The organism is Synechococcus sp. CS-1326, from assembly GCF_025128115.1.
Classification (GTDB): Bacteria; Cyanobacteriota; Cyanobacteriia; order PCC-6307; family Cyanobiaceae; genus Regnicoccus.
This window is the reverse complement of the sequence record NZ_JAHLYV010000009.1, coordinates 1-16,957: the sequence shown is the minus strand read 5'-3', so window position 1 is coordinate 16,957 and position 16,957 is coordinate 1. Positions and strand designations below refer to the sequence as shown.

The following is a 16,957-nucleotide window of genomic DNA, read 5'->3' as shown; positions in this document are numbered from 1 at the left end:
CCCGGCGGATTGAGCGAGCGCTGAGCCCGCCGCAGGGGGATCGCCGGCTTCAGCCTGGGCAATCCAGGCCGAAGTGCCGCAGTCCCTCGGCAATGCCGGCGCAGCCATGGGCTTCGGCCAGGTAGGTGTTGGGAAGCTCGGGATGCAGGGCCCGCAGCTTGGCTTCGGCGTTGCCCACCATCACCCCATTCAGGCCGGTCTGGAACATCGCGAGGTCGTTGAGGGTGTCGCCGGAGGTGACCACCCGGCCGTGGGGGAGATCGAGCAAGGCCAGCAGGTTGAGCAGGGTGGAGCCCTTGTTCACCCCGGCGGGAAGCACATCGAGATACTGCTCATCGGAGAGCAGACAATCCACCCCGAGCTGCTCCAGGCTCTGGAGAATGGAGGCATCGAAGACCCGGGGCTCGTAGTTGAAGGAGTAGCGCCGCTCCACGTTCCTCAGCTGGGGGCTCAGCCCCGCCAGGCCCTGCAGGCAGCCGTCGAGCCGGGGCCGCACCGCCTGCCACTGGGCCTCGATCGGATCGACGGCGATCGGCACCGTTTCGAGGCTGCTGCCGCAGGCCACCGTGCAGCCCACATCGCTGATCACCAGGTGGGGAGTGGGGGGAGCGAGCCCGTTGTCGCCAGCGAGCAGCCCCCGCACGGAGGCACGGTCGCGGCCGGTGCAGAAGATCTGCAGCACCCGCTCGCGCCGGTTTTCCAGCCAGTGATAAAGCCGGCGCCGCTGGTTCACCGTGCCGCCCAGCAGGGTTCCATCCAGATCCATGACCAGGATCAGTTCCGGCTGCTCCGGCAGGCTGCCGCTGATCTGGGAGGTGAACTGTCGGCGTGAGAGGGTCACGGCCTGGTCCATCGCGTTGGCGGGGCTGCAGAACGATCGGGCGTCGGTGGCCAGTGAGCGGCCCGGGGAGAAGCCCGGGGAGTGGCCAGATGGAGCTGATTGTCCCAGGGGGGAGAGGCCTCAGCCTGTCAGCTGCTGGCGCCGCAGACGTTCATAGGCCTGGCAGAACGGCTCCCCCAGGGAATCCCGCAGAATCCGGTCGTTCGCGAAGGCCTCCAGGGCCTCGTGCGGGCTGGCCGGCAGGGGCCTGGCCGCTGCGCCGGTGGGGGGATCGGTGTAGGTGTTGGCGTCGCTGCGGGGGCCTGGATCCAGGCCCCTCTCGATCCCATCGAGACCGGCGGCGAGTACGGCGGCCGGCAGCAGATAGGGGTTCGCGTCCCCGTCGGCCAGCCGCAGCTCCAGGCGCTGGTCGTCGGGGATGCGCACCATGTGGGTGCGGTTGTTGCCGCCGTAGCTGATCCAGCCCGGCGACCAGGTGGCACCGGAACTGGGGGCCCGCCCCGCCAGCCGCCGGTAGCTCTCGGCGGTTGGATTGGTGAGGGCGCAGAGGGCGGCGGCATGCTCCAGCACGCCGGCCAGGAAGGCATAGGCCAGTTCGGAGAGGCCCTGCTCACCAAGCGGGTCGTGGAAGAGATTGCGGCCGTCCGCGTCCCAGAGCGAGTGGTGGAGGTGGGCACCGTTGCCGGTGAGCGCAGCGAACGGTTTGGGCGCAAAGCTCACCTGTGCCCCCTGCTCCTCCGCCATGGCGCTGGCCATCACCCGGAAGAAGGCGTGGCGGTCGGCGGTCACCAGCGCATCGGCGAAGGTCCAGTTGATCTCGAACTGGCCGTTGGCGTCTTCATGGTCGGCCTGGTAGGGGCCCCAGCCCAGCTCCTCCATCGCCTCCAGCAGCCCGCCGATCAGGGGCAGCTGGCGCATCAGGGCCAGCTGGTCGTAGCAGGGCTTGCTCTGGGTGTCGGCGTGATCGGCGATCGCTTCACGGTCCGGCGTCAGCAGGAAGAACTCCGCCTCCACGCCGGTGCGGAACCGGTAGCCCAGGGCGGCGGCCCGCTCCAGCTGCCGTTTCAGCACCCAGCGGGGCGACTGCTCCAGGGGCTGGCCTTCCACCACCAGGTCGGTGGCCACCCAGGCCAGCTCCCGCTGCCAGGGCAGCACCATCAGGCTGGCCGGATCCGGCAGCCCCAGCACATCGGGATCGGCGGGGGTCATGGCGAACCAGGCGGCGAAACCGGCGAAGCCAGCTCCCGCCCGGGCCACGCTCTCCACGGCGCAGGTGGGCACCAGCTTGGCCCGCTGCACGCCGAACAGATCGGCGAAGGAGAACAGGAAGTGGCGGATGCCGTGGCTGGCGGCGAAGCGGGCCAGGGCGGCGGGGTCTTGGGCGGTTGGGTCTGAAGCGGTCATGGGGTTCAGGTGGGGCAGAGACGATCGAGGGCGGCGCGGATCAGGGCCTGCTCCCGCGGCGCGTCACGGGGATTGCCGGCCCGGTGCCCCAGCACCGATTCGATCCGCTCGAAGCGGCTGCCGGGGATCAGGGCCGCCTCGGCTGCACAGTCGTCGGGGAGGAAGTAGAGATCGTGGCTTCCGGCCATCACGGTGGTGCGGGCCTGGATCGCTCCCAGGGCCGCCGCCAGATCGCCGGGCTGCGTGGAGCCATTGGCGGCCGCCATGGCGAGGGCGAGGTCGTTGTCCAGCCAGGTATCGAGCATGGCGACCAGGTCGTGGGGGTCGTGGCGGCGGTAGGCGGGCAGCCAGCTGCGCTCCACATAGTCGTCGACCGAGGGATAGCCGAGCGCCTCATGGCGGCGTTCGCGGTAGAAGGCCTGGCTGGCGGCCCAGCTGGCGTAGATGAGTGCAAAGCTGCGCAGGCCCTGCTCCGGCAGGGCGCGGAAGCGGAGGCCGTCCCAGGCCGGATCGGCGGTGAGCGCCTGGCGGAGGCTCAGCAGGAACAGGCGATTGTGGGGGGTGGTGCGGGCCGTGCCGCAGAGGCAGAACAGCCGCTCCACCGCCGCCGGGGCCAGGGCGCCCCAGTGATAGGCCTGCTGCGCCCCCATCGACCAGCCGTAGATCAGGGCGATCCGCTCCACGCCGAACCGCTCGGTCACCAGGCGTTGCTGGGCGCGCTGGTTGTCGCGGTGGCTGATCACCCAGCCGTCTTCCCGCAATCCCATCGCGCTGTTGCTGGGGCTGCTGGAGCGGCCGTTGCCGAACTGGCTCACCAGCAGCACGCACCACCGCGTCGGGTCGAGGATCGGACCCACCACCCAGTCGATGTCTTCCGGCCAGGCGCCGTAGGAGCTGGGATAGAGCACCAGGTTGGAGCGCTCGGCGTTGAGTGTGCCGTACACCCGGTAGGAGAGCTGGGCCTCGCTCAGCTGCCGGCCGCAGTGGAAATCGAAGCATCCGAGCGCGAAGGATCGGTCGCCGCTGCTGGCCGGGGCGGCAAGGGCGGCGGCGGCGGTGCTCAAATCGCCGGAGCGGGGCTGGCGGCTGGGGCGGGCAGGGCGAGCAGCTGCGGATCAGCCAGAAAGCGGCGGTGCAGCGCCAGGTAGCCGGAATCCAGATGGCGCAGCCGGGGTGCCAGCCAGGGGTGGGTTGCCGGCAGGGCGTGAAACGGCACCGAGGCGAACAGATGGTGTTCGGCGTGGAAGGGCATGTTCCACATCAGCCAGCGCAGCGGCGCCAGGGTTTGGGTGGTGCGGGTGTTGCTGAGCCCATCGGTGCCGGTGTCGCAGCCGCCGTGCTCGGCCAGCAGCACAAAGCGCAGCAGCGGTTGCCCCAGCGTCAGCGGCAGCAGCCAGTGCCAGAGCAGAAAGCCATTGCCGCCCGGCAACGACAGCAGCAGCAGCACCCCGTAGAGGGCCGCCTGTTTCAGCAGCGAGGCGCGCACCGCAGCGGCCGCTTCGGCGGGGATGTAGGGGTTGGCGCTGAAATCGCCACGCAGGCCGCGGGCGTGGCCGCGCAGCTTGGCGGCCCACCAGGGCAGGCCGCTCAGTTCCAGCAGGTAGCCCCAGCGCGTGGTGGGCGGCTGGTCTTCCAGTTCCGGGTCGAGGCCCGGCTGGTGGGTGTAGCGGTGATGCCACTGGTGGTAGCGGCGGTAGAAATCGGCGTTGTAGAAGCTCAGCACCCCGGCCCACCAGGCCACGGCATCGTTGACGGCGCGGCTGGCGAAGGCGGTGCGGTGGCCGCATTCGTGCATGGCGCAGAAGGCGAAGGCCAGGCCCCAGCCGCAGAGCAGCAGGGCCGGCAGGCGCAGCAGCAGGCTGAGCCGCTCATCGCCCCAGACCCAGCCCGCCGCCAGGATCAGCGCCGCATGGAAGAGGGTCTGCAGCCAGCCGGCCCGATCAGAGCGGGCGTTGAGTTGGCGCAGGCTGTCTGCGGGGATCAGGCTGCTGTTATGCGTCGGGATGTCCACGGCCGTCATGAGCCAAGCAATGCCGTGCATTCCAGTTGGTCCTGGCTGCCGTCGCGAGGGCGGAGCCGCCACTCGATCCGCTGGGCGATGTGGTCGGCGTCGCTGCCCACGCCGCAGAAGCGGCCGGAGCCCCAGGTGTGAAGCCACGGCAGGCCGATGAAATAGAGACCTTCGGCTCCGGTGAGGCCCCGCTGGTGCACCGGTTCGCCGCTGCCATCGAACACCGGCACCTCCACCCAGCTGAAATCGGAGTGGTAGCCCGTGCACCAGATCACGGCCGCCAGCGGCTCTGCAGCCAGGTCGAGTCGGCTGCTGCCGGTGTTCGGCGCCGGGCGCCAGCAGGGTTCGTAGGGAGGGTCGTGGGGAACGTCCAGGTCGGTGGCGTCGATGTGGGCGTCGATGCTGGCTCGGATGCGGTTGTAGACGGCATCAGCGCCATCGAGGTTGGCGGCCAGATCGGCGGCGAAGCTCAGCCCCGTGACGGCGATCCCCTCCAGGCGGCCGTGCAGCACCATGCCTTCGCCGGCCCGCTGGCGCAGGTCGATCTCGCGGCCACCGTCGCGGCCGGTGAGGTAGTGATTGGTCTTGTGCCGCACGGCACGGGGATCGTCGTGCGCGTCGATGGGGGTGGAATACACCCCCATCCGCTCCAGCCACTCAACCACGTCCCGGCCGCGGTAGCGCCGTGGGGAGCGGGGTGCCGATCCGACGCTCAGATGGACGCGGCGCCCGGAGAGAAAAAGGTCTTCGGCGATCTGACAGCCCGACTGGCCGCTGCCCACCACCAGCACCGGCCCCACCGGCAGCTGGTCTGGGCGGCGATAGTCGCGGGCATCGAGCTGGAGCACCGTGGCTGGCAGTCGCTCGGCAAGCGGGTGGCGGCGCGGCCGGTGGTAGGCGCCGGTGGCGATCACCACCTGCGCGGCCTCCAGCACTCCGCCGCTGGTGAGCAGCCGGTAGCCGCCGCCGCAGCGCTGCAACCGCTCGACGCGCACCCCTTCTCGGACATTCACCCTGGCGCGATGGGCGAAACGGCGCAGGTAGGACACGATCGCGTCGCGGCCCATGAAGCCATCGGGGTCGTCGCCGTCGTAAGGGAAGCCGGGCAGGCGGCACTGCCAGTTGGGGGTGACCAGGCAGAACGAATCCCAGCGCTGCGCTTCCCAGGCGTGCCCGACCCGGTGCCGTTCCAGCACCAGGGCGTCGATACCGCGTTGCTGGAGGCAGGTGGCCACTGACAGCCCCGCCTGGCCGCCGCCGATCACCACCACCGGAGCGGCGGCCGGCGACGCCAGCGGGGCGGCGTCGGACGAGCGGACTGGGGACGCCACGGACAGGCTGTGATGGAAGTTCATCGTGAGCCGCAGAGCGGCAGGCCGGTGGTAGCGAGCAAGACCAAACTTCCGGCCAGGGCGCCCGGCTGGTTTGGTGCCTGCCGATACACAAGTTCACACACGCCTGGTGCAGGGTCGTGACGCCGTTTCCATGACAGGTCGCTGGTTCATGCCTGAGGTCACCCGCCCCGCCAATCAACCTGGCGATTTCCTCGTGGATTACGAGGAGAAGGTGTTCCCCGATGTGAAGGCGGAACTTGGCGAAAAAGCGCTCATCACCTTTCACACCGTGGCCTTCGAAGGCTCGATCGGCCTGGTGAACCTGCTGCAGGCCAGTCGCCTGATCAACAAGGGCTTCGACACCTCGATCCTTCTGTACGGACCCGGGGTCACCCTCGGGGTGCAGCGCGGTTTCCCCAAGCTCGGGGATGCCGCCTTCGACGGCCATCTCAACTTCAACGCCCGCCTGCAGAAGTTCATGGACCAGGGCGGCAAGGTGTATGCCTGCCGCTTTGCCCTCCAGGCCCTCTACGGCCACGGCGAAGGGGCGCTGATGGCGGGCATCACCCCGGTGAATCCGCTCGATGTGCTCGACATCGTGCTGCTGCACCGCAAGGAAGGCGCCTTCATCCTCGACACCTGGACGCTCTGACGATGAACGGCCCGATCGTCGTGGCCGCCGCCCAGATCCGTCCGGTGCTCTACAGCCTGGAGGGGTCTGTGGAACGGGTGCTGGCGGCGATCAGGGAGGCGGCCGGCCAGGGGGTGCAGCTGATCGTCTTCCCCGAAACCTTCCTGCCCTACTACCCCTATTTCTCCTTCGTGGAGCCGCCGGCGCTGATGGGCCGCTCCCACCTGCGCCTCTATGAGCAGGCGGTGACGGTGCCAGGCCCGGCGCTTCGCCGCATCGCGGCCGCCGCCCGCGAGCACGCCATGCACGTGCTGCTGGGCATCAACGAACGGGAGGGCGGCAGCCTCTACAACGCCCAGCTGCTGATCGACGCCAGCGGCACGCTGCTGCTGAAGCGGCGCAAGCTCACCCCCACGTATCACGAGCGCATGGTGTGGGGGCAGGGCGATGGGTCCGGCCTCACGGTGGTGCCCACGGCGCTGGGACGCATCGGTGCCCTGGCCTGCTGGGAGCACTACAACCCCCTGGCCCGCTTCAGCCTGATGGCCCAGGGGGAGGAGATCCACTGCGCCCAGTTCCCCGGGTCGCTGGTGGGCCCGATCTTCAGCGAGCAGACGGCCGTGACCCTGCGGCACCACGCGCTGGAGGCGGGCTGTTTCGTGGTGAGTTCCACCGCCTGGCTGGATCCGGCGGATCTGGAGCGGATCACCACGGATCCGGCGCTGCAGAAGGCGTGCCAGGGGGGCTGCCACACCGCCGTGATCAGCCCGGAAGGCCGCTACCTGGCGGGTCCGTTGCCGGAGGGGGAAGGGCTGGCGATCGCCGAGCTCGACCCGGCCCTGATCACCAAGCGCAAACGGATGATGGACAGCGTGGGCCACTACAGCCGCCCCGACCTGCTGGGCCTGCGCCTCGATCGCACGCCGGCGCGTCAGGTGCAGGAGCAGGGAGACGGCGGAGCGCCCGCCGCCCTGCCGGCACTGCTGGAGCCGTTTCCGGAGCTGCTGCCGCACCCCCTGGCGGTCGTGCCGCCCCCGCTCGTTTCCCATCCGGAGCCGGTTCCCCATGGCTGACCCCCGCGACCATGCCGCGCTGGCGCGGCTCGTCACCGACCTGCAGGTTCAGGGCCTCGTGGAACCTGGGGTGCCCGGCAACAAGGGTCGCCGCGGCGGTGCCGGCCCCTCCGACCACCGCGCCCTCAGCCTCGATGGCACCACGGTGATGGTGCCCGTCTACAGCAGCGCCGCCCAGCGCTCGCCCTATCGCCTGGAGGCCGGCGCCGCCGGGCTGGAGCTGCGGCGGGAGGCGCCGCTGGGGGTGGCGGTGCAGGTGGAGGCTCCGCCGGAGCCGCGCTTCTACGGCCTGCACACCGCCGACGGCACGCCCTACCGCTCGATCGCGCTGCTGCACAGCCGCGATGTGCTGGCCACCACGCTTCTGCAGACCTGCATCCGCTTCCGCGACCGCAGCCAGTCGTGCCAGTTCTGCGCCATCGAGCAATCGCTTGAGGATGGCCGCACCGTGGTGAGAAAGACCCCGGCCCAGGTGGCCGAGGTGGCGGAAGCAGCGGCGCGGCTCGATGGGGTGCGCCAGCTGGTGATGACCACCGGCACCCCCAACAGCGACGACCGCGGCGCCCGCCTGCTGGCCGAGACGGCAGCGGCGGTGAAGGCGCGGGTGAACCTGCCGATCCAGGCCCAGTGCGAGCCGCCGGAGGATCCGATCTGGTATCAGCGCATGAAGGACGCCGGCGTCGACAGCCTCGGCATGCACTTGGAGGTGGTGGAGCCCGATGTGCGGCGCCGCATCCTGCCGGGCAAGGCGGAGCTGAGCCTGGAGCGCTATTTTGAAGCGTTCGCGCAGGCGGTGGCGGTGTTCGGCCGCGGCGAGGTGTCCACCTATCTGCTGGCGGGGCTGGGCGACAGCGCCGCCGCGATCGTGGCCTGCAGCGAGCGCCTGATCGCCGCCGGTGTGTACCCCTTCGTGGTGCCATTCGTGCCGATCAGCGGCACGCCGCTGGAGCACCATCCCGCGCCCAGCGCCGCCTTCATGGTGGAGATCTACACAGCCGTCGCCCAGCAACTGGCGGCGTCGGATCTGCGGTCTGCCGCGATGTCGGCGGGCTGCGCCAAGTGCGGCGCCTGCTCGGCCCTGTCGCTGTTCGAGCAGGCGGCCACCCCTCCGGCGGGCGGCGGCTCCGCCAGCGCCTGATGTTCTTCATTGATCCCTCCAGCCACGAGATCGGCCGCAGCCCCACCTCGGCGCCGGCCGCCTTCACCCCATCGGTGCGCTGGGGCCTCGGCATCGACGCCGAGGATTTCCGCCTCTCGCCCTCGGCCAGCTCCGAGCGCTTCTCCTTTCATCTGCTGCGCCCCGGCACACCGCTGCTGGCTGGCTACTGGCACCTGCGCCGCCGCATCTTCTGCCAGGAGCAGCACCTGTTCGAAGCCTCCGACCGCGACGATCGCGATGGGGTCGCCACGCCGATCGCGGCGATCGCCCATGGGGCCAACCGGGCGGGGGAACACCAGGGCGGCACGGGGCCGGTGGTGGGGGTGGTGCGGATCCTGGAGCAGGAACCACGGCTCTGGTACGGCGGCCGGCTCGGTGTGGATGCCGCCTTCCGCCGCCACAACCAGATCGGCAAGGGCCTGATCTGGAAGGCCGTCACCACCGCGAACGGCTGGGGCTGCGACCGCTTCCTGGCCACGGTGCAGGAGCAGAACGTGCGCTTCTTCCAACGCCTGCACTGGCGCTCGGTGGAGCGGCTGGAGATCAAGGGCCTGCCCCATCACCTGATGGAGGCCGACCTCAGCTACTACAGCCCGTCGCGGGAACGCCGCCCGGTGGCATGAGCGCCATCGACCTGGCGCCGCTGGCGGCGCGGCTGCGTGCCCTGGCCGGCCTGCAGGGCAAGCGTGCCATCCAGCACCCCGCCGCCCATTTCCCGCACCAGCCCTTCGCCGCGCTCGGCCCGGCCGCCCTGCTCGGCGATGACGCCGCCCTGCTGCCGGCCAGCAGCGGCCAGCTGCTGCTGGCCAGCGAGGGGATGGATCCGGGCCTGCTGATCAAGGATCCCTGGTTCGCCGGCTGGTGCGGGGTGCTGGTGAACCTCAGCGACATCGCCGCGATGGGCGGCCGGCCGCTGGCGCTGGTGAACAGCCTCTGGTGCCGCGACGCGGCGCGGGCCGAGCCGGTGCTGGCGGGCCTGCAGGCGGCGGCGGCGCGCTTCGGCGTGCCGGTGGTGGGCGGCCACACCAACCTGAGCAGCCCCTATGACGCGCTGGCGGTGGCGGTGCTGGGCACGGCCGCCGGGGCTGTGCTCTCGGCCCGGTTCGCCCGCCCCGGCGACCGTTGCTTCCTGCTGGTGAATGGCGACGGCCAGATGCGCCACCCTGATCTGTTCTGGGATGCGGCCACCACCGCGGCGCCGGAGCTGCTGCGCCGCCAGCTGGCCCTGCCGGCACAGCTGGCCGAAAGTGGTGTGGTGCATGCCGCCAAGGACATCAGCATGGGCGGCCTGGTGGGCACGGCGGTGATGTTCTGCGAGAGCGCCGGCTGCGGCCTGGCGCTGGAGCTTGAGGCGATCACCCCGCCTGATGGCGTGCCGCTGGACGACTGGCTGGCCTGCTTCCCCAGCTTCGGCTTCCTGCTGGCGGTGGCCCCGGAGCAGGAGCCGGCCCTGCGGGAGGCCGTCGCGGCAGAGGGCCATGGGCCGGCGCTGATCTGCCAGCCGATCGGCAGCTTCACGGCGAAGCCGGGCGTGCGCCTGCGGGCCGGCGGTGGCGAGGAGCTGCTGTGGAGCGGCGCCGAGGCGCTCACCGGCTTCGGCCCGGTGCCGTCGGGGTAGGCGTGCAGCTTTCACCGCCAGTGCTTAGCACCGTTCACCGCTCAACTCCACCTTCTGCTTTCCGGCCATGCCCGAAGTGTTGCTCCAGCTCGAATGGCCCGATGGCCACCTCACCACGCTCTACTCGCCATCGACGGTGATCCTGCAGCACCTGAAGCCCGGCGAGCGGCTGCCGGTGGGGGAGCTGCAGCAGCGCGCCGAGCGTGCCCTGGCGGAGGCGTCCGAGCGGGTGCGGGCCCGCTACGGCTTCGCCTGCACGCGCACCGATGAGGAGCGCAGCAAGTTGCGCCACACCGCCACCGCCTACGCCGCCGACCAGTTCGTTCAGATCAACGCCGCATGAACGTCTCCTTCCTCGCCAAGTTCCGCGGTGACCGGGCGCCACTGCCCCCTCGCCCAGCCGGCCGGGCCATCGCCCTGGCCTGGCTGGGCGGCTTCCTGGCGATCGCCGCCGTTGCCCTGCTGCGCCTTGGCCTTGGCCAGGAACTGGTGCTCGGCTCCTTCGGCGCCACCTGCGTGCTGGCCTTCGGTTACCCCGATGTGCCCTTTTCCCAGCCGCGCAACATCGTGCTGGGCCACACGCTCAGCTCCGCCGTGGGTCTGCTGTTTCTCAGCCTGTTCGGACCGCAGTGGTGGGCCATGGCCGCTGCCCTGGCCACGGCGATCGCCGTGATGATGGCCACCGGCACCGTGCACCCACCGGCCGGCTCCAATCCGGTGATCGTGTTCCTGCTGCAGCCAGGCTGGGGCTTTCTGCTGTTTCCCACCGTGCTGGGCGCCGTGATCGTGACGGCGGTGGCGCTGATTTACAACAACGCGGTGAGGGTTGGCAGGTATCCGAAGTATTGGTGAACTTGATTGCTGAAACCAGGCAACGCAGCAATCAACCAGCAGGTGCGGCTCGGGAAGATTGGCCGAGTCTTCCAGGCTCTCGTCGCGGAGCCAGAAGAGATCAAGCTCACCTTGTGGCAGGCCACGACTTCATCAAGGTCGGCGCGGGCCATGCGCTTGGTCTTGAGGGTGAGGTGAATGTTCGGGCGCAGGTCGTACACCCACACGGTTTTTGTCCACGGAGCTTCCGCACCCGGCCGCGGTCGAAGAACAGCACTTTGGCCTTCACGCCCTGGGCGTAAATGATGCCGGTGGGCAGGCGCAGCAGGGTGTGGACCTCACATTCCTTGAGCAGATTGCGGCGCACGGTTTCGCCGGCGCCGTACCAGGAAGGCTTCAGCAGCTGCCACCCAACCCTCACCCCGGGTGCACCACCCGCTGCGGGAAGGGGATTTCGATGCCTTCGCTGGCGAAGGCGTGCCAGACGGCCGTGGACACCTCGCTCTTGATGCCGGCGTTGTCCATTGGATTGGCGATCCAGTAGCGCAGCGCGTAGTTGATGCCCGAATCGCCATAGCTGAGCAGGAGGGCCTTCGGGGCGGGCTGGGGCAGCACCCGCGGGGAGGCCAGGGCCACCTGCTCCAGCAGGCGGATCACCAGCTCCGGGTCGTGCTGATAGGCGGCGGATACATCCACCTGGCTGCGGCGCATGCGGTCGCTGCCGGTGTAGGTGGTGGTGGTCTTGGTGAAGAAGTCCTGGTTCGGCACCACCAGCTCGGCGTTGTCGCGGTCGCGCCAGAGCACCGCCGCCCGCATGCCGAGGCTGCGCACCTCACAGGGGTCGCCATCGATGAACAGGATCTCGCCAGGACCCACCGACCCCTCGAACAGCAGCCACAACCCACTGATGAAGTTCGAGAACACCTCCTTCACGCCGAAACCCAGCCCCACCGACAGACCGCCGGCCACGGCGGCGATCGCGTTGGCGTTCAGTCCGATCCGGTGCAGCACCCAGAGGAACCCGCCGCCCACCAGCAGGTAGCGGCAGGCGATCTGGATCGCTTCGCGGGTGCCCCGGCTGAATCCCAGCAGCCGCTGCAGCAGGCTGCCCAGCCAGGTCACCGGAAACTCCGAGAGCACCACCAGGAAATAGGGAATGCTGAACAGCAGCACGATTCCGCCGGTGGTGAGCGGTTCGTTGAACAGGGGAAAGAGTGGAATGTCGGCAAAGTCTTCCAGTGAATCGAACTGATTCACCAGGGACCCCGCCAGGAACAGCAGAAAGATCGGCTTGATGATCCGGCCGTACAACCGATCGATCGGCGTCGCTCCGAAGCGCTGGGTCAGCAGCACCCGCCCCGCGATCAGCACCTGCCAGATCGCATAGATCCTCACCGTGTACTCCACCAGGCCGCTCGGTTGCCCGAGCACCTGGAGCAGCTGGGCGCCGAGCCGCAGCGCCAGCAGCAACCCGAGTGTGCCCAGCAGCCGCACCACAGGGGCGCGCGCGGCCAGGCGGGGTTGGATTCCCCAGCGATAGCCCAGCATCAGGGCGGCGATCATCAACCCCTGCAGCAGCACCAGGGGGCGGCCGAGGTAGCCCAGCCAGCCGGAGATCTCGATGAGCAGTTTGTCCATCGGCCGGGCTTCAGGGGGTGTCCAGGTCGGGGGGGGCGCCGGGATCGTTCAGGTCCCGGAGCACCCCAGGAGCATCGATCGTTCCCACAATCAACTGACGCAGGAGGTCGTGCAACTGGCCCACCCGTTCCTCCACGCTGTCGGGATGGCGGAAGCTCAACATGCGGGAGTGGTCGAGGCTGGCAGCCATCGCCGCAAAGCGGCGGGAACTCTTGACCGGGATCAGCACCTCCCTGTTCACGGGCAGATTACCGGGGCCGGCCTGCATCAGCCGGCGTTGATTCACGGTGTTGAGGGTGAACAGCACGAAGGCTTCCGCCAGCTCCCGCTGGCGGGGGCTGGAGTGTTCGCCGAAACTCCAGACCTTCAGCCGGGTCAGCGTGGTGGCCGGCTGATCGTTCGCACCCGGCAGCTCCGACACCCCGAGCGAGCTTCCGAGCTCCTTGCTCAGGCGGCCCAGCCAGAGGCTGTTGCAGCTGATCCAGTCCCGCTCTCCCTTGCCCAGCCGTTCGACCAGATCGATCGATTCCTCGGCGAATTCCACGTTCTGCTGCCGGTTGGCGTTGTCCAGCCAGTTGAGCCAGCCCAGCAGCCGGAGCTGGTCGGTGGGCGTGATCGCTGGGGAAGCGGCGCCGGCTTGCTTGCCGGCTTGCTCGGAGCCGAGCAGGGTGATCAGGCTGTCAGCGGCTCCGTTGCCGCTGGCCGTCCAGAACAGTTCGGTGGCACCCAGGGGGAGGCCCACCCGCATCCCCTTGGCGCTGAGGTCGATCAGCTGGTCGAGGCTGGTGGGTGGAGCCGGAACGCGGCGCTTGTTGAAGCAGGCGAGCTGCGGTTCAGCCAGCAGCGGAACGGCCAGCAAGGTGTTTTCGGTGAGTCGGAATTCGGCCAGGAAGCGGGGGTGGATCTCGCTCAGACGCTTGCCGGAAAACCGCACCGGGGTGGTCAGTTTCTGCTCGTGCAGCTTCAGTGCCGTGATCACCCTTGTCACCAGCAGATCCGGACCGAGGGCGCGGGAGGAGCGAAAGGTGGTGGCCGGCAGGATCTCTTCGCTTGAGAAATGCCGCACCTGGATACGGACGCCTGGATTGACCTGCTCGAAATCCTTGAGCAGGCCTTCCACCACACCCCTGGAATCGCCGATCTCCGCCTGTCGGGTCTGATTGGATTCGTTCTCAACGAAAATGAACAGGGTGTCGGAGAGGAGGCCATCGCTGCAGCCGCTCAGCCCCAGCGACAAGGCCAGGGAGCTGGCCATGGCGCCGGCCATCCGCAGCCATGGCCTCAAGACCGAGCCTCCGTGAGCGATTCACTCAGCTCCCAGAGCCGGCGCCGCTGGCTGGAATCGAGGGCGGCCTGGGCGATCCGCGCCTGGGTGGGCCAGCCCCGCATCCCCCCCCATTGATCAGGCCCGTAGAGCTCGCCGCCGCGCGCTTCGGGGGCCGTGGCGGCATGGAGCTGGGGCAGTGCCCCCATCGCGGCGCTCTGGAACAGCGGGTCCATCAGGCGGTAGGCCAGCCCTTCCAGCCGCGAACCGGCGGCCGCCAGAGAGGCGGGCTGCAGGTTGGTGCGGGCCAGGCCGGGATGGGCGGCCAGGGAAGCGAGGCTGCTGCCACTCGCCGAGAGGCGCTCCTGGAGTTCGAGGGCGAACATCACATTGGCCAGCTTGCTCTGGCCGTAGGCCGCCCAGCGGTCGTAGCGGTGCTCACCCTGCAGATCATCGAAGGCGATCCGGCCGAAATGCTGGGCCCCGGAAGTCACCGTTACCACCCGGGAGCCGGGCCGCTGCTCCAGCAGGGGCAGCAGGGCCATGGTGAGGGCGAAGTGGCCGAGGTGGTTGGTGCCGAACTGCAGCTCGAAACCATCGTGGGTGAGCTGCCGCGGTGTGCCCATCACCCCGGCGTTGTTGAGCAGGAGGTCGAGCCGGCCGTACTGCTCGGCCATCCAGTTCGCCGCTGCCCGCACACTGGCCAGATCGGCGAGGTTGAGCTCCAGGACCTCCAGCCCGGCGGCCGCGGCCGGCAGCAGCACGTCCCTGGCCGCTTCCCCCTTGCGCCGGGAGCGGCAGGCCAGCACCACGGTGGCGCCACGCCCGGCCAGGGCACGGGCCGATTCGAGGCCAAGGCCGCTGTTGGCACCGGTGATCAGGGCGATCCGGCCGGTCTGATCGGGGATGTCGGCGATGGTCCAGCGCATCGGCGTGGCGGCTGCGTGGTGGTTTCTGCTGGGCTGTTGTGGGTCAGTCTTCGGCGGGGAACAGCAGGTCGGCCAGTTCGTCGGGATCGACGTCGTAGACGCGGGCGAGGCTGGTTTCGATCGCTGAGGTCACCTCACCGGGCAGGAAGCGCATGGCGTTGAGGGCGTCCTCGGCGATGTCGTCGGTGAGCAGCTTGTCCTCGGCGCCGAGCTTCTCGTCGTTGATCACCGCCATCACCCAGCTCTGGTAGGCGTAGACCAGATCCGCAAACTCCAGATCCGGATCGTTGAGGTCGAGGGCCATGGGTCTGTCACGTTGAGGCCCCTGTAGTTTGCCCCCCTGCTGGCTCCGCTGGCCAGGGAAGGGGTGGTGGCAGTGTTGGCGTCTGGACCTGCTGTGCCTTGAATGTCAGCCCCTCCCAAGGCGTCAGATCCCGCCGTGCTGCAGGCGGCGCTGTTTGAGTTCGCGATCGGCGAGCTGGTGCGCCAGCACCGCAGCAGCTTCCCGCCGCTTTGGACCGCCGAGAGCTGGGCCAAGCTGATGATCTGGCTGGCGCTGAGCTGTGGCTGCAGCGGCGACGACGAGGGCCTGCGGCGCTTCGCGGCAGCACTGGAGCCGGCCCTGGCGCGGCGGCTGCGGCAGACCTTCTTCGAGCGCACATTGGAAGATCTGGAGCTGCGCCTGCTGGCCGATCCAGCCGACAGCCAGGTGGTGGTGCTGCCGCTGCACCCCTCGGTGGAGCTGTCGCCTGAACGGGTGGCCGAAGCGCTGGCCCGGGTGGGGCTGAGCGAGCGGGTGGCAGGCGATCCGGCCGGCTGGCAGCAGCTGGAGGGCCTGGTGGCCGTGCCCTGGGCCAACGCGGCGGCCCACACCAGCACGGTGGCCCACCCATGAACCTGATCGGCACCTACCGCAACGCCGGCTATGCGGCCCTCGCCGACGGCATCTGCGCCTTCTACGACCGCCGCACCGACCTGCAACGCCGCGGCGTCGCCTTCGGCGAACCGCAGGCCGAAGGCGTTGCTCCAGCCACCCCTGCCAAGGTGTCGACCGACATCAGCCTGGTGGCGATCGACCGCAGCGATCCGGAAGCCTTCGCCCTGGCTGAGGTGATCGTGCGCGGCGTGAACGCCGGGCTGGAGCGCTACCTGCAGGAGCGGCCGTTGCTGCGCCAATGCGCGCCGGAGCAGGCGCTGTTCGTGCTGCCGATCTTCAACCTGCAGCGCTACGCCCCCGGCGAAGCCTTCCACGCCTGGCACTGCGACTGGACCACCAGCGACGAGGCCACCGAGCCGATCCGCCGCGTGCTGGCCTGGATCCTCTACTGCAACGATGTGCCCGACGGCGGCACCGAATTCCACTGGCAAGACCACCACGTGGAAGCCGTGAAAGGCACCCTGGCGATCTTCCCGGCGGGCATCTCCCACATCCACCGCGGCCGGGTGAGCCACGAGCACACCAAGACGATCGCCACTGGCTGGATCAACACGGGCAGGCGGGAGGATTACATCGCTCGGCTTGCGAGCAGCTGAAGCGCAGGTTGGCGGCGGGGAATGGGCATGTGTGGAGAAGCGTTATGGCCCAAGAGCCCCAGGTCGCTTACTCGCGTGTGAGCTGAACCTTGAGCAACAGATCAACCTTTTGGCATGGGTGGATAGCGGATCCGCATAAGATCCGGCTCTGCAACCGCTTCAAAGGGCAAAAGCCTGGCGCCGCTGCCGATTCAAGGCCAAGAGGTAGCCAATGCAATGGTTCTTAGACTGTCAAAAAGCCTGGGTTTAGCGTGGATACCGGACCCGCCCATTCAGCGTTAGACATCTTCTGGAGGATCTATGAGCATCCATTCAAAGCTATTTGAACTACTCGAAACTTCTAACATTCAATACCCTATATGCGATAGGGGAGATTACGAGGTAGTTCCCGTTCCGAAGGGGCCTGTTACGAGAATTGCAGGCAGGGCATTCTTCCCAGGAGGCTCGGGAAGCTCTGTGGGCGAAAACCATCTCGTCCCAGAGAATCCAATTCTTGTGATCGGCAATAATTTCGGCTCTTACTCATACTATTTAGACTGTGTACAAATCTACACTTGATTAGGTAGCTGGCTCCGCACTCCTCAAGAAGCGTTCCGGCCGAGCGCCGCAGCTGCAGATGGCATGAACCACTCGCTCAGTCATCGTTGCCAAGTTGAAGCGCCGGTTGAAGCGGTAATTGAAGGCACCCAGG

General features: G+C 68.8%; 19 protein-coding genes and 1 pseudogene. 9 read left to right on the top strand and 11 right to left on the bottom strand.

What is annotated here, in order from left to right:
• Positions 1–49: 49 nt before the first annotated feature.
• The 5 genes from KQ307_RS01760 to KQ307_RS01740 form a co-directional block, all read right to left on the bottom strand.
• Entirely contained in the window at positions 50–841 is a 792-nt protein-coding gene (locus KQ307_RS01760; protein ID WP_259726747.1) for an HAD family hydrolase, read from the bottom strand.
• Positions 842–961: 120 nt separating this feature from the next.
• Positions 962–2,245 carry a type III glutamate--ammonia ligase gene (glnT, locus tag KQ307_RS01755; protein ID WP_259726746.1) on the bottom strand — a complete coding sequence of 428 codons (1,284 nt, stop codon included), beginning with the start codon at positions 2,243–2,245 and terminating at the stop codon, positions 962–964.
• 5 nt (positions 2,246–2,250) lie between these two features.
• Positions 2,251–3,309: an alpha/beta fold hydrolase gene (locus KQ307_RS01750; RefSeq protein WP_259726745.1), complete on the bottom strand. Its 1,059-nt coding sequence runs from the start codon at positions 3,307–3,309 to the stop codon at positions 2,251–2,253.
• Positions 3,306–4,286: a fatty acid desaturase gene (locus KQ307_RS01745; RefSeq protein WP_259726744.1), complete on the bottom strand. Its 981-nt coding sequence runs from the start codon at positions 4,284–4,286 to the stop codon at positions 3,306–3,308. The genes KQ307_RS01750 and KQ307_RS01745 overlap by 4 nt, the downstream gene beginning before the upstream one ends.
• On the bottom strand, positions 4,262–5,593 hold the full coding sequence (locus KQ307_RS01740) for an MSMEG_0569 family flavin-dependent oxidoreductase (protein WP_399242386.1): 1,332 nt from the start codon (positions 5,591–5,593) through the stop codon (positions 4,262–4,264). Before KQ307_RS01740 ends, KQ307_RS01745 begins: the two co-directional genes overlap by 25 nt.
• Before the next feature lie 166 nt (positions 5,594–5,759).
• Here KQ307_RS01740 and KQ307_RS01735 point away from each other — a divergent pair, with 166 nt between their 5' ends.
• The 7 genes from KQ307_RS01735 (at position 5,760) to KQ307_RS01705 (ending at position 10,923) form a co-directional block, all read left to right on the top strand.
• Positions 5,760–6,242, top strand: a complete 483-nt coding sequence (locus tag KQ307_RS01735; RefSeq protein WP_259726743.1) for an MSMEG_0572/Sll0783 family nitrogen starvation response protein — start codon at positions 5,760–5,762, stop codon at positions 6,240–6,242.
• A gap of 2 nt (positions 6,243–6,244) precedes the next feature.
• On the top strand, positions 6,245–7,294 hold the full coding sequence (locus KQ307_RS01730; protein WP_259726742.1) for a Nit6803 family nitrilase: 1,050 nt from the start codon (positions 6,245–6,247) through the stop codon (positions 7,292–7,294).
• Positions 7,287–8,432: an MSMEG_0568 family radical SAM protein gene (locus tag KQ307_RS01725; RefSeq protein WP_259726741.1), complete on the top strand. Its 1,146-nt coding sequence runs from the start codon at positions 7,287–7,289 to the stop codon at positions 8,430–8,432. The genes KQ307_RS01730 and KQ307_RS01725 overlap by 8 nt, the downstream gene beginning before the upstream one ends.
• Positions 8,432–9,076 carry an MSMEG_0567/Sll0786 family nitrogen starvation N-acetyltransferase gene (locus tag KQ307_RS01720; protein ID WP_259726740.1) on the top strand — a complete coding sequence of 215 codons (645 nt, stop codon included), beginning with the start codon at positions 8,432–8,434 and terminating at the stop codon, positions 9,074–9,076. The genes KQ307_RS01725 and KQ307_RS01720 overlap by 1 nt, the downstream gene beginning before the upstream one ends.
• Positions 9,073–10,071 carry a sll0787 family AIR synthase-like protein gene (locus KQ307_RS01715; protein WP_259726739.1) on the top strand — a complete coding sequence of 333 codons (999 nt, stop codon included), beginning with the start codon at positions 9,073–9,075 and terminating at the stop codon, positions 10,069–10,071. The genes KQ307_RS01720 and KQ307_RS01715 overlap by 4 nt, the downstream gene beginning before the upstream one ends.
• Positions 10,072–10,138: 67 nt before the next feature.
• Complete coding sequence (locus KQ307_RS01710; protein WP_259726738.1) at positions 10,139–10,414, top strand: MSMEG_0570 family nitrogen starvation response protein; 276 nt, start codon at positions 10,139–10,141, stop codon at positions 10,412–10,414.
• Complete coding sequence (locus tag KQ307_RS01705) at positions 10,411–10,923, top strand: HPP family protein (RefSeq protein WP_259726737.1); 513 nt, start codon at positions 10,411–10,413, stop codon at positions 10,921–10,923. Before KQ307_RS01710 ends, KQ307_RS01705 begins: the two co-directional genes overlap by 4 nt.
• 106 nt (positions 10,924–11,029) lie before the next feature.
• Here the strand turns inward: KQ307_RS01705 and KQ307_RS14850 are convergent, their stop codons facing one another.
• Genes KQ307_RS14850 through KQ307_RS01685 form a run of 5 tightly spaced genes read right to left on the bottom strand, consistent with a single transcriptional unit; the run spans position 11,030 to position 15,037 of the window.
• A complete protein-coding gene (locus KQ307_RS14850) occupies positions 11,030–11,269 on the bottom strand; it encodes an N-6 DNA methylase (protein WP_399253929.1) in 240 nt (79 codons plus the stop codon).
• 50 nt (positions 11,270–11,319) lie between these two features.
• Positions 11,320–12,540: a mechanosensitive ion channel family protein gene (locus KQ307_RS01700; RefSeq protein ID WP_259726736.1), complete on the bottom strand. Its 1,221-nt coding sequence runs from the start codon at positions 12,538–12,540 to the stop codon at positions 11,320–11,322.
• A gap of 10 nt (positions 12,541–12,550) precedes the next feature.
• Positions 12,551–13,795, bottom strand: coding sequence for an extracellular solute-binding protein (locus tag KQ307_RS01695; protein ID WP_259726735.1), 1,245 nt, complete (start codon positions 13,793–13,795; stop codon positions 12,551–12,553).
• 26 nt (positions 13,796–13,821) lie between these two features.
• Positions 13,822–14,733: an oxidoreductase gene (locus KQ307_RS01690; protein WP_259726734.1), complete on the bottom strand. Its 912-nt coding sequence runs from the start codon at positions 14,731–14,733 to the stop codon at positions 13,822–13,824.
• Positions 14,734–14,776: 43 nt separating this feature from the next.
• Positions 14,777–15,037, bottom strand: a complete 261-nt coding sequence (locus KQ307_RS01685) for a hypothetical protein (protein ID WP_259726733.1) — start codon at positions 15,035–15,037, stop codon at positions 14,777–14,779.
• A 102-nt stretch (positions 15,038–15,139) separates the two neighbouring features.
• Between KQ307_RS01685 and KQ307_RS01680 the strand changes: the two genes are divergently transcribed.
• Positions 15,140–15,628: a protein phosphatase gene (locus KQ307_RS01680; RefSeq protein ID WP_259726732.1), complete on the top strand. Its 489-nt coding sequence runs from the start codon at positions 15,140–15,142 to the stop codon at positions 15,626–15,628.
• On the top strand, positions 15,625–16,266 hold the full coding sequence (locus tag KQ307_RS01675; RefSeq protein WP_259726731.1) for a 2OG-Fe(II) oxygenase: 642 nt from the start codon (positions 15,625–15,627) through the stop codon (positions 16,264–16,266). Before KQ307_RS01680 ends, KQ307_RS01675 begins: the two co-directional genes overlap by 4 nt.
• A gap of 558 nt (positions 16,267–16,824) precedes the next feature.
• Here the strand turns inward: KQ307_RS01675 and KQ307_RS01670 are convergent.
• Positions 16,825–16,957, bottom strand: a pseudogene (locus KQ307_RS01670) (IS1595 family transposase); the annotation flags it as partial.

What these genes read in the sequence shown, in the direction of transcription:
- KQ307_RS01700 (WP_259726736.1), bottom strand. Translation starts at nt 12,540, where the DNA reads ATGGACAAACTGCTCATCGAGATCTCCGGCTGGCTGGGCTACCTCGGC.
- KQ307_RS01745 (WP_259726744.1), bottom strand. Translation starts at nt 4,286, where the DNA reads ATGCACGGCATTGCTTGGCTCATGACGGCCGTGGACATCCCGACGCAT.
- KQ307_RS01720 (WP_259726740.1), top strand. Translation starts at nt 8,432, where the DNA reads ATGTTCTTCATTGATCCCTCCAGCCACGAGATCGGCCGCAGCCCCACC.
- KQ307_RS01690 (WP_259726734.1), bottom strand. Translation starts at nt 14,733, where the DNA reads ATGCGCTGGACCATCGCCGACATCCCCGATCAGACCGGCCGGATCGCC.
- KQ307_RS01705 (WP_259726737.1), top strand. Translation starts at nt 10,411, where the DNA reads ATGAACGTCTCCTTCCTCGCCAAGTTCCGCGGTGACCGGGCGCCACTG.
- KQ307_RS01735 (WP_259726743.1), top strand. Translation starts at nt 5,760, where the DNA reads ATGCCTGAGGTCACCCGCCCCGCCAATCAACCTGGCGATTTCCTCGTG.
- KQ307_RS01725 (WP_259726741.1), top strand. Translation starts at nt 7,287, where the DNA reads ATGGCTGACCCCCGCGACCATGCCGCGCTGGCGCGGCTCGTCACCGAC.
- KQ307_RS01730 (WP_259726742.1), top strand. Translation starts at nt 6,245, where the DNA reads ATGAACGGCCCGATCGTCGTGGCCGCCGCCCAGATCCGTCCGGTGCTC.
- glnT (WP_259726746.1), bottom strand. Translation starts at nt 2,245, where the DNA reads ATGACCGCTTCAGACCCAACCGCCCAAGACCCCGCCGCCCTGGCCCGC.
- KQ307_RS01675 (WP_259726731.1), top strand. Translation starts at nt 15,625, where the DNA reads ATGAACCTGATCGGCACCTACCGCAACGCCGGCTATGCGGCCCTCGCC.
- KQ307_RS01715 (WP_259726739.1), top strand. Translation starts at nt 9,073, where the DNA reads ATGAGCGCCATCGACCTGGCGCCGCTGGCGGCGCGGCTGCGTGCCCTG.
- KQ307_RS01695 (WP_259726735.1), bottom strand. Translation starts at nt 13,795, where the DNA reads ATGGCCAGCTCCCTGGCCTTGTCGCTGGGGCTGAGCGGCTGCAGCGAT.
- KQ307_RS01685 (WP_259726733.1), bottom strand. Translation starts at nt 15,037, where the DNA reads ATGGCCCTCGACCTCAACGATCCGGATCTGGAGTTTGCGGATCTGGTC.
- KQ307_RS01710 (WP_259726738.1), top strand. Translation starts at nt 10,139, where the DNA reads ATGCCCGAAGTGTTGCTCCAGCTCGAATGGCCCGATGGCCACCTCACC.
- KQ307_RS01680 (WP_259726732.1), top strand. Translation starts at nt 15,140, where the DNA reads ATGTCAGCCCCTCCCAAGGCGTCAGATCCCGCCGTGCTGCAGGCGGCG.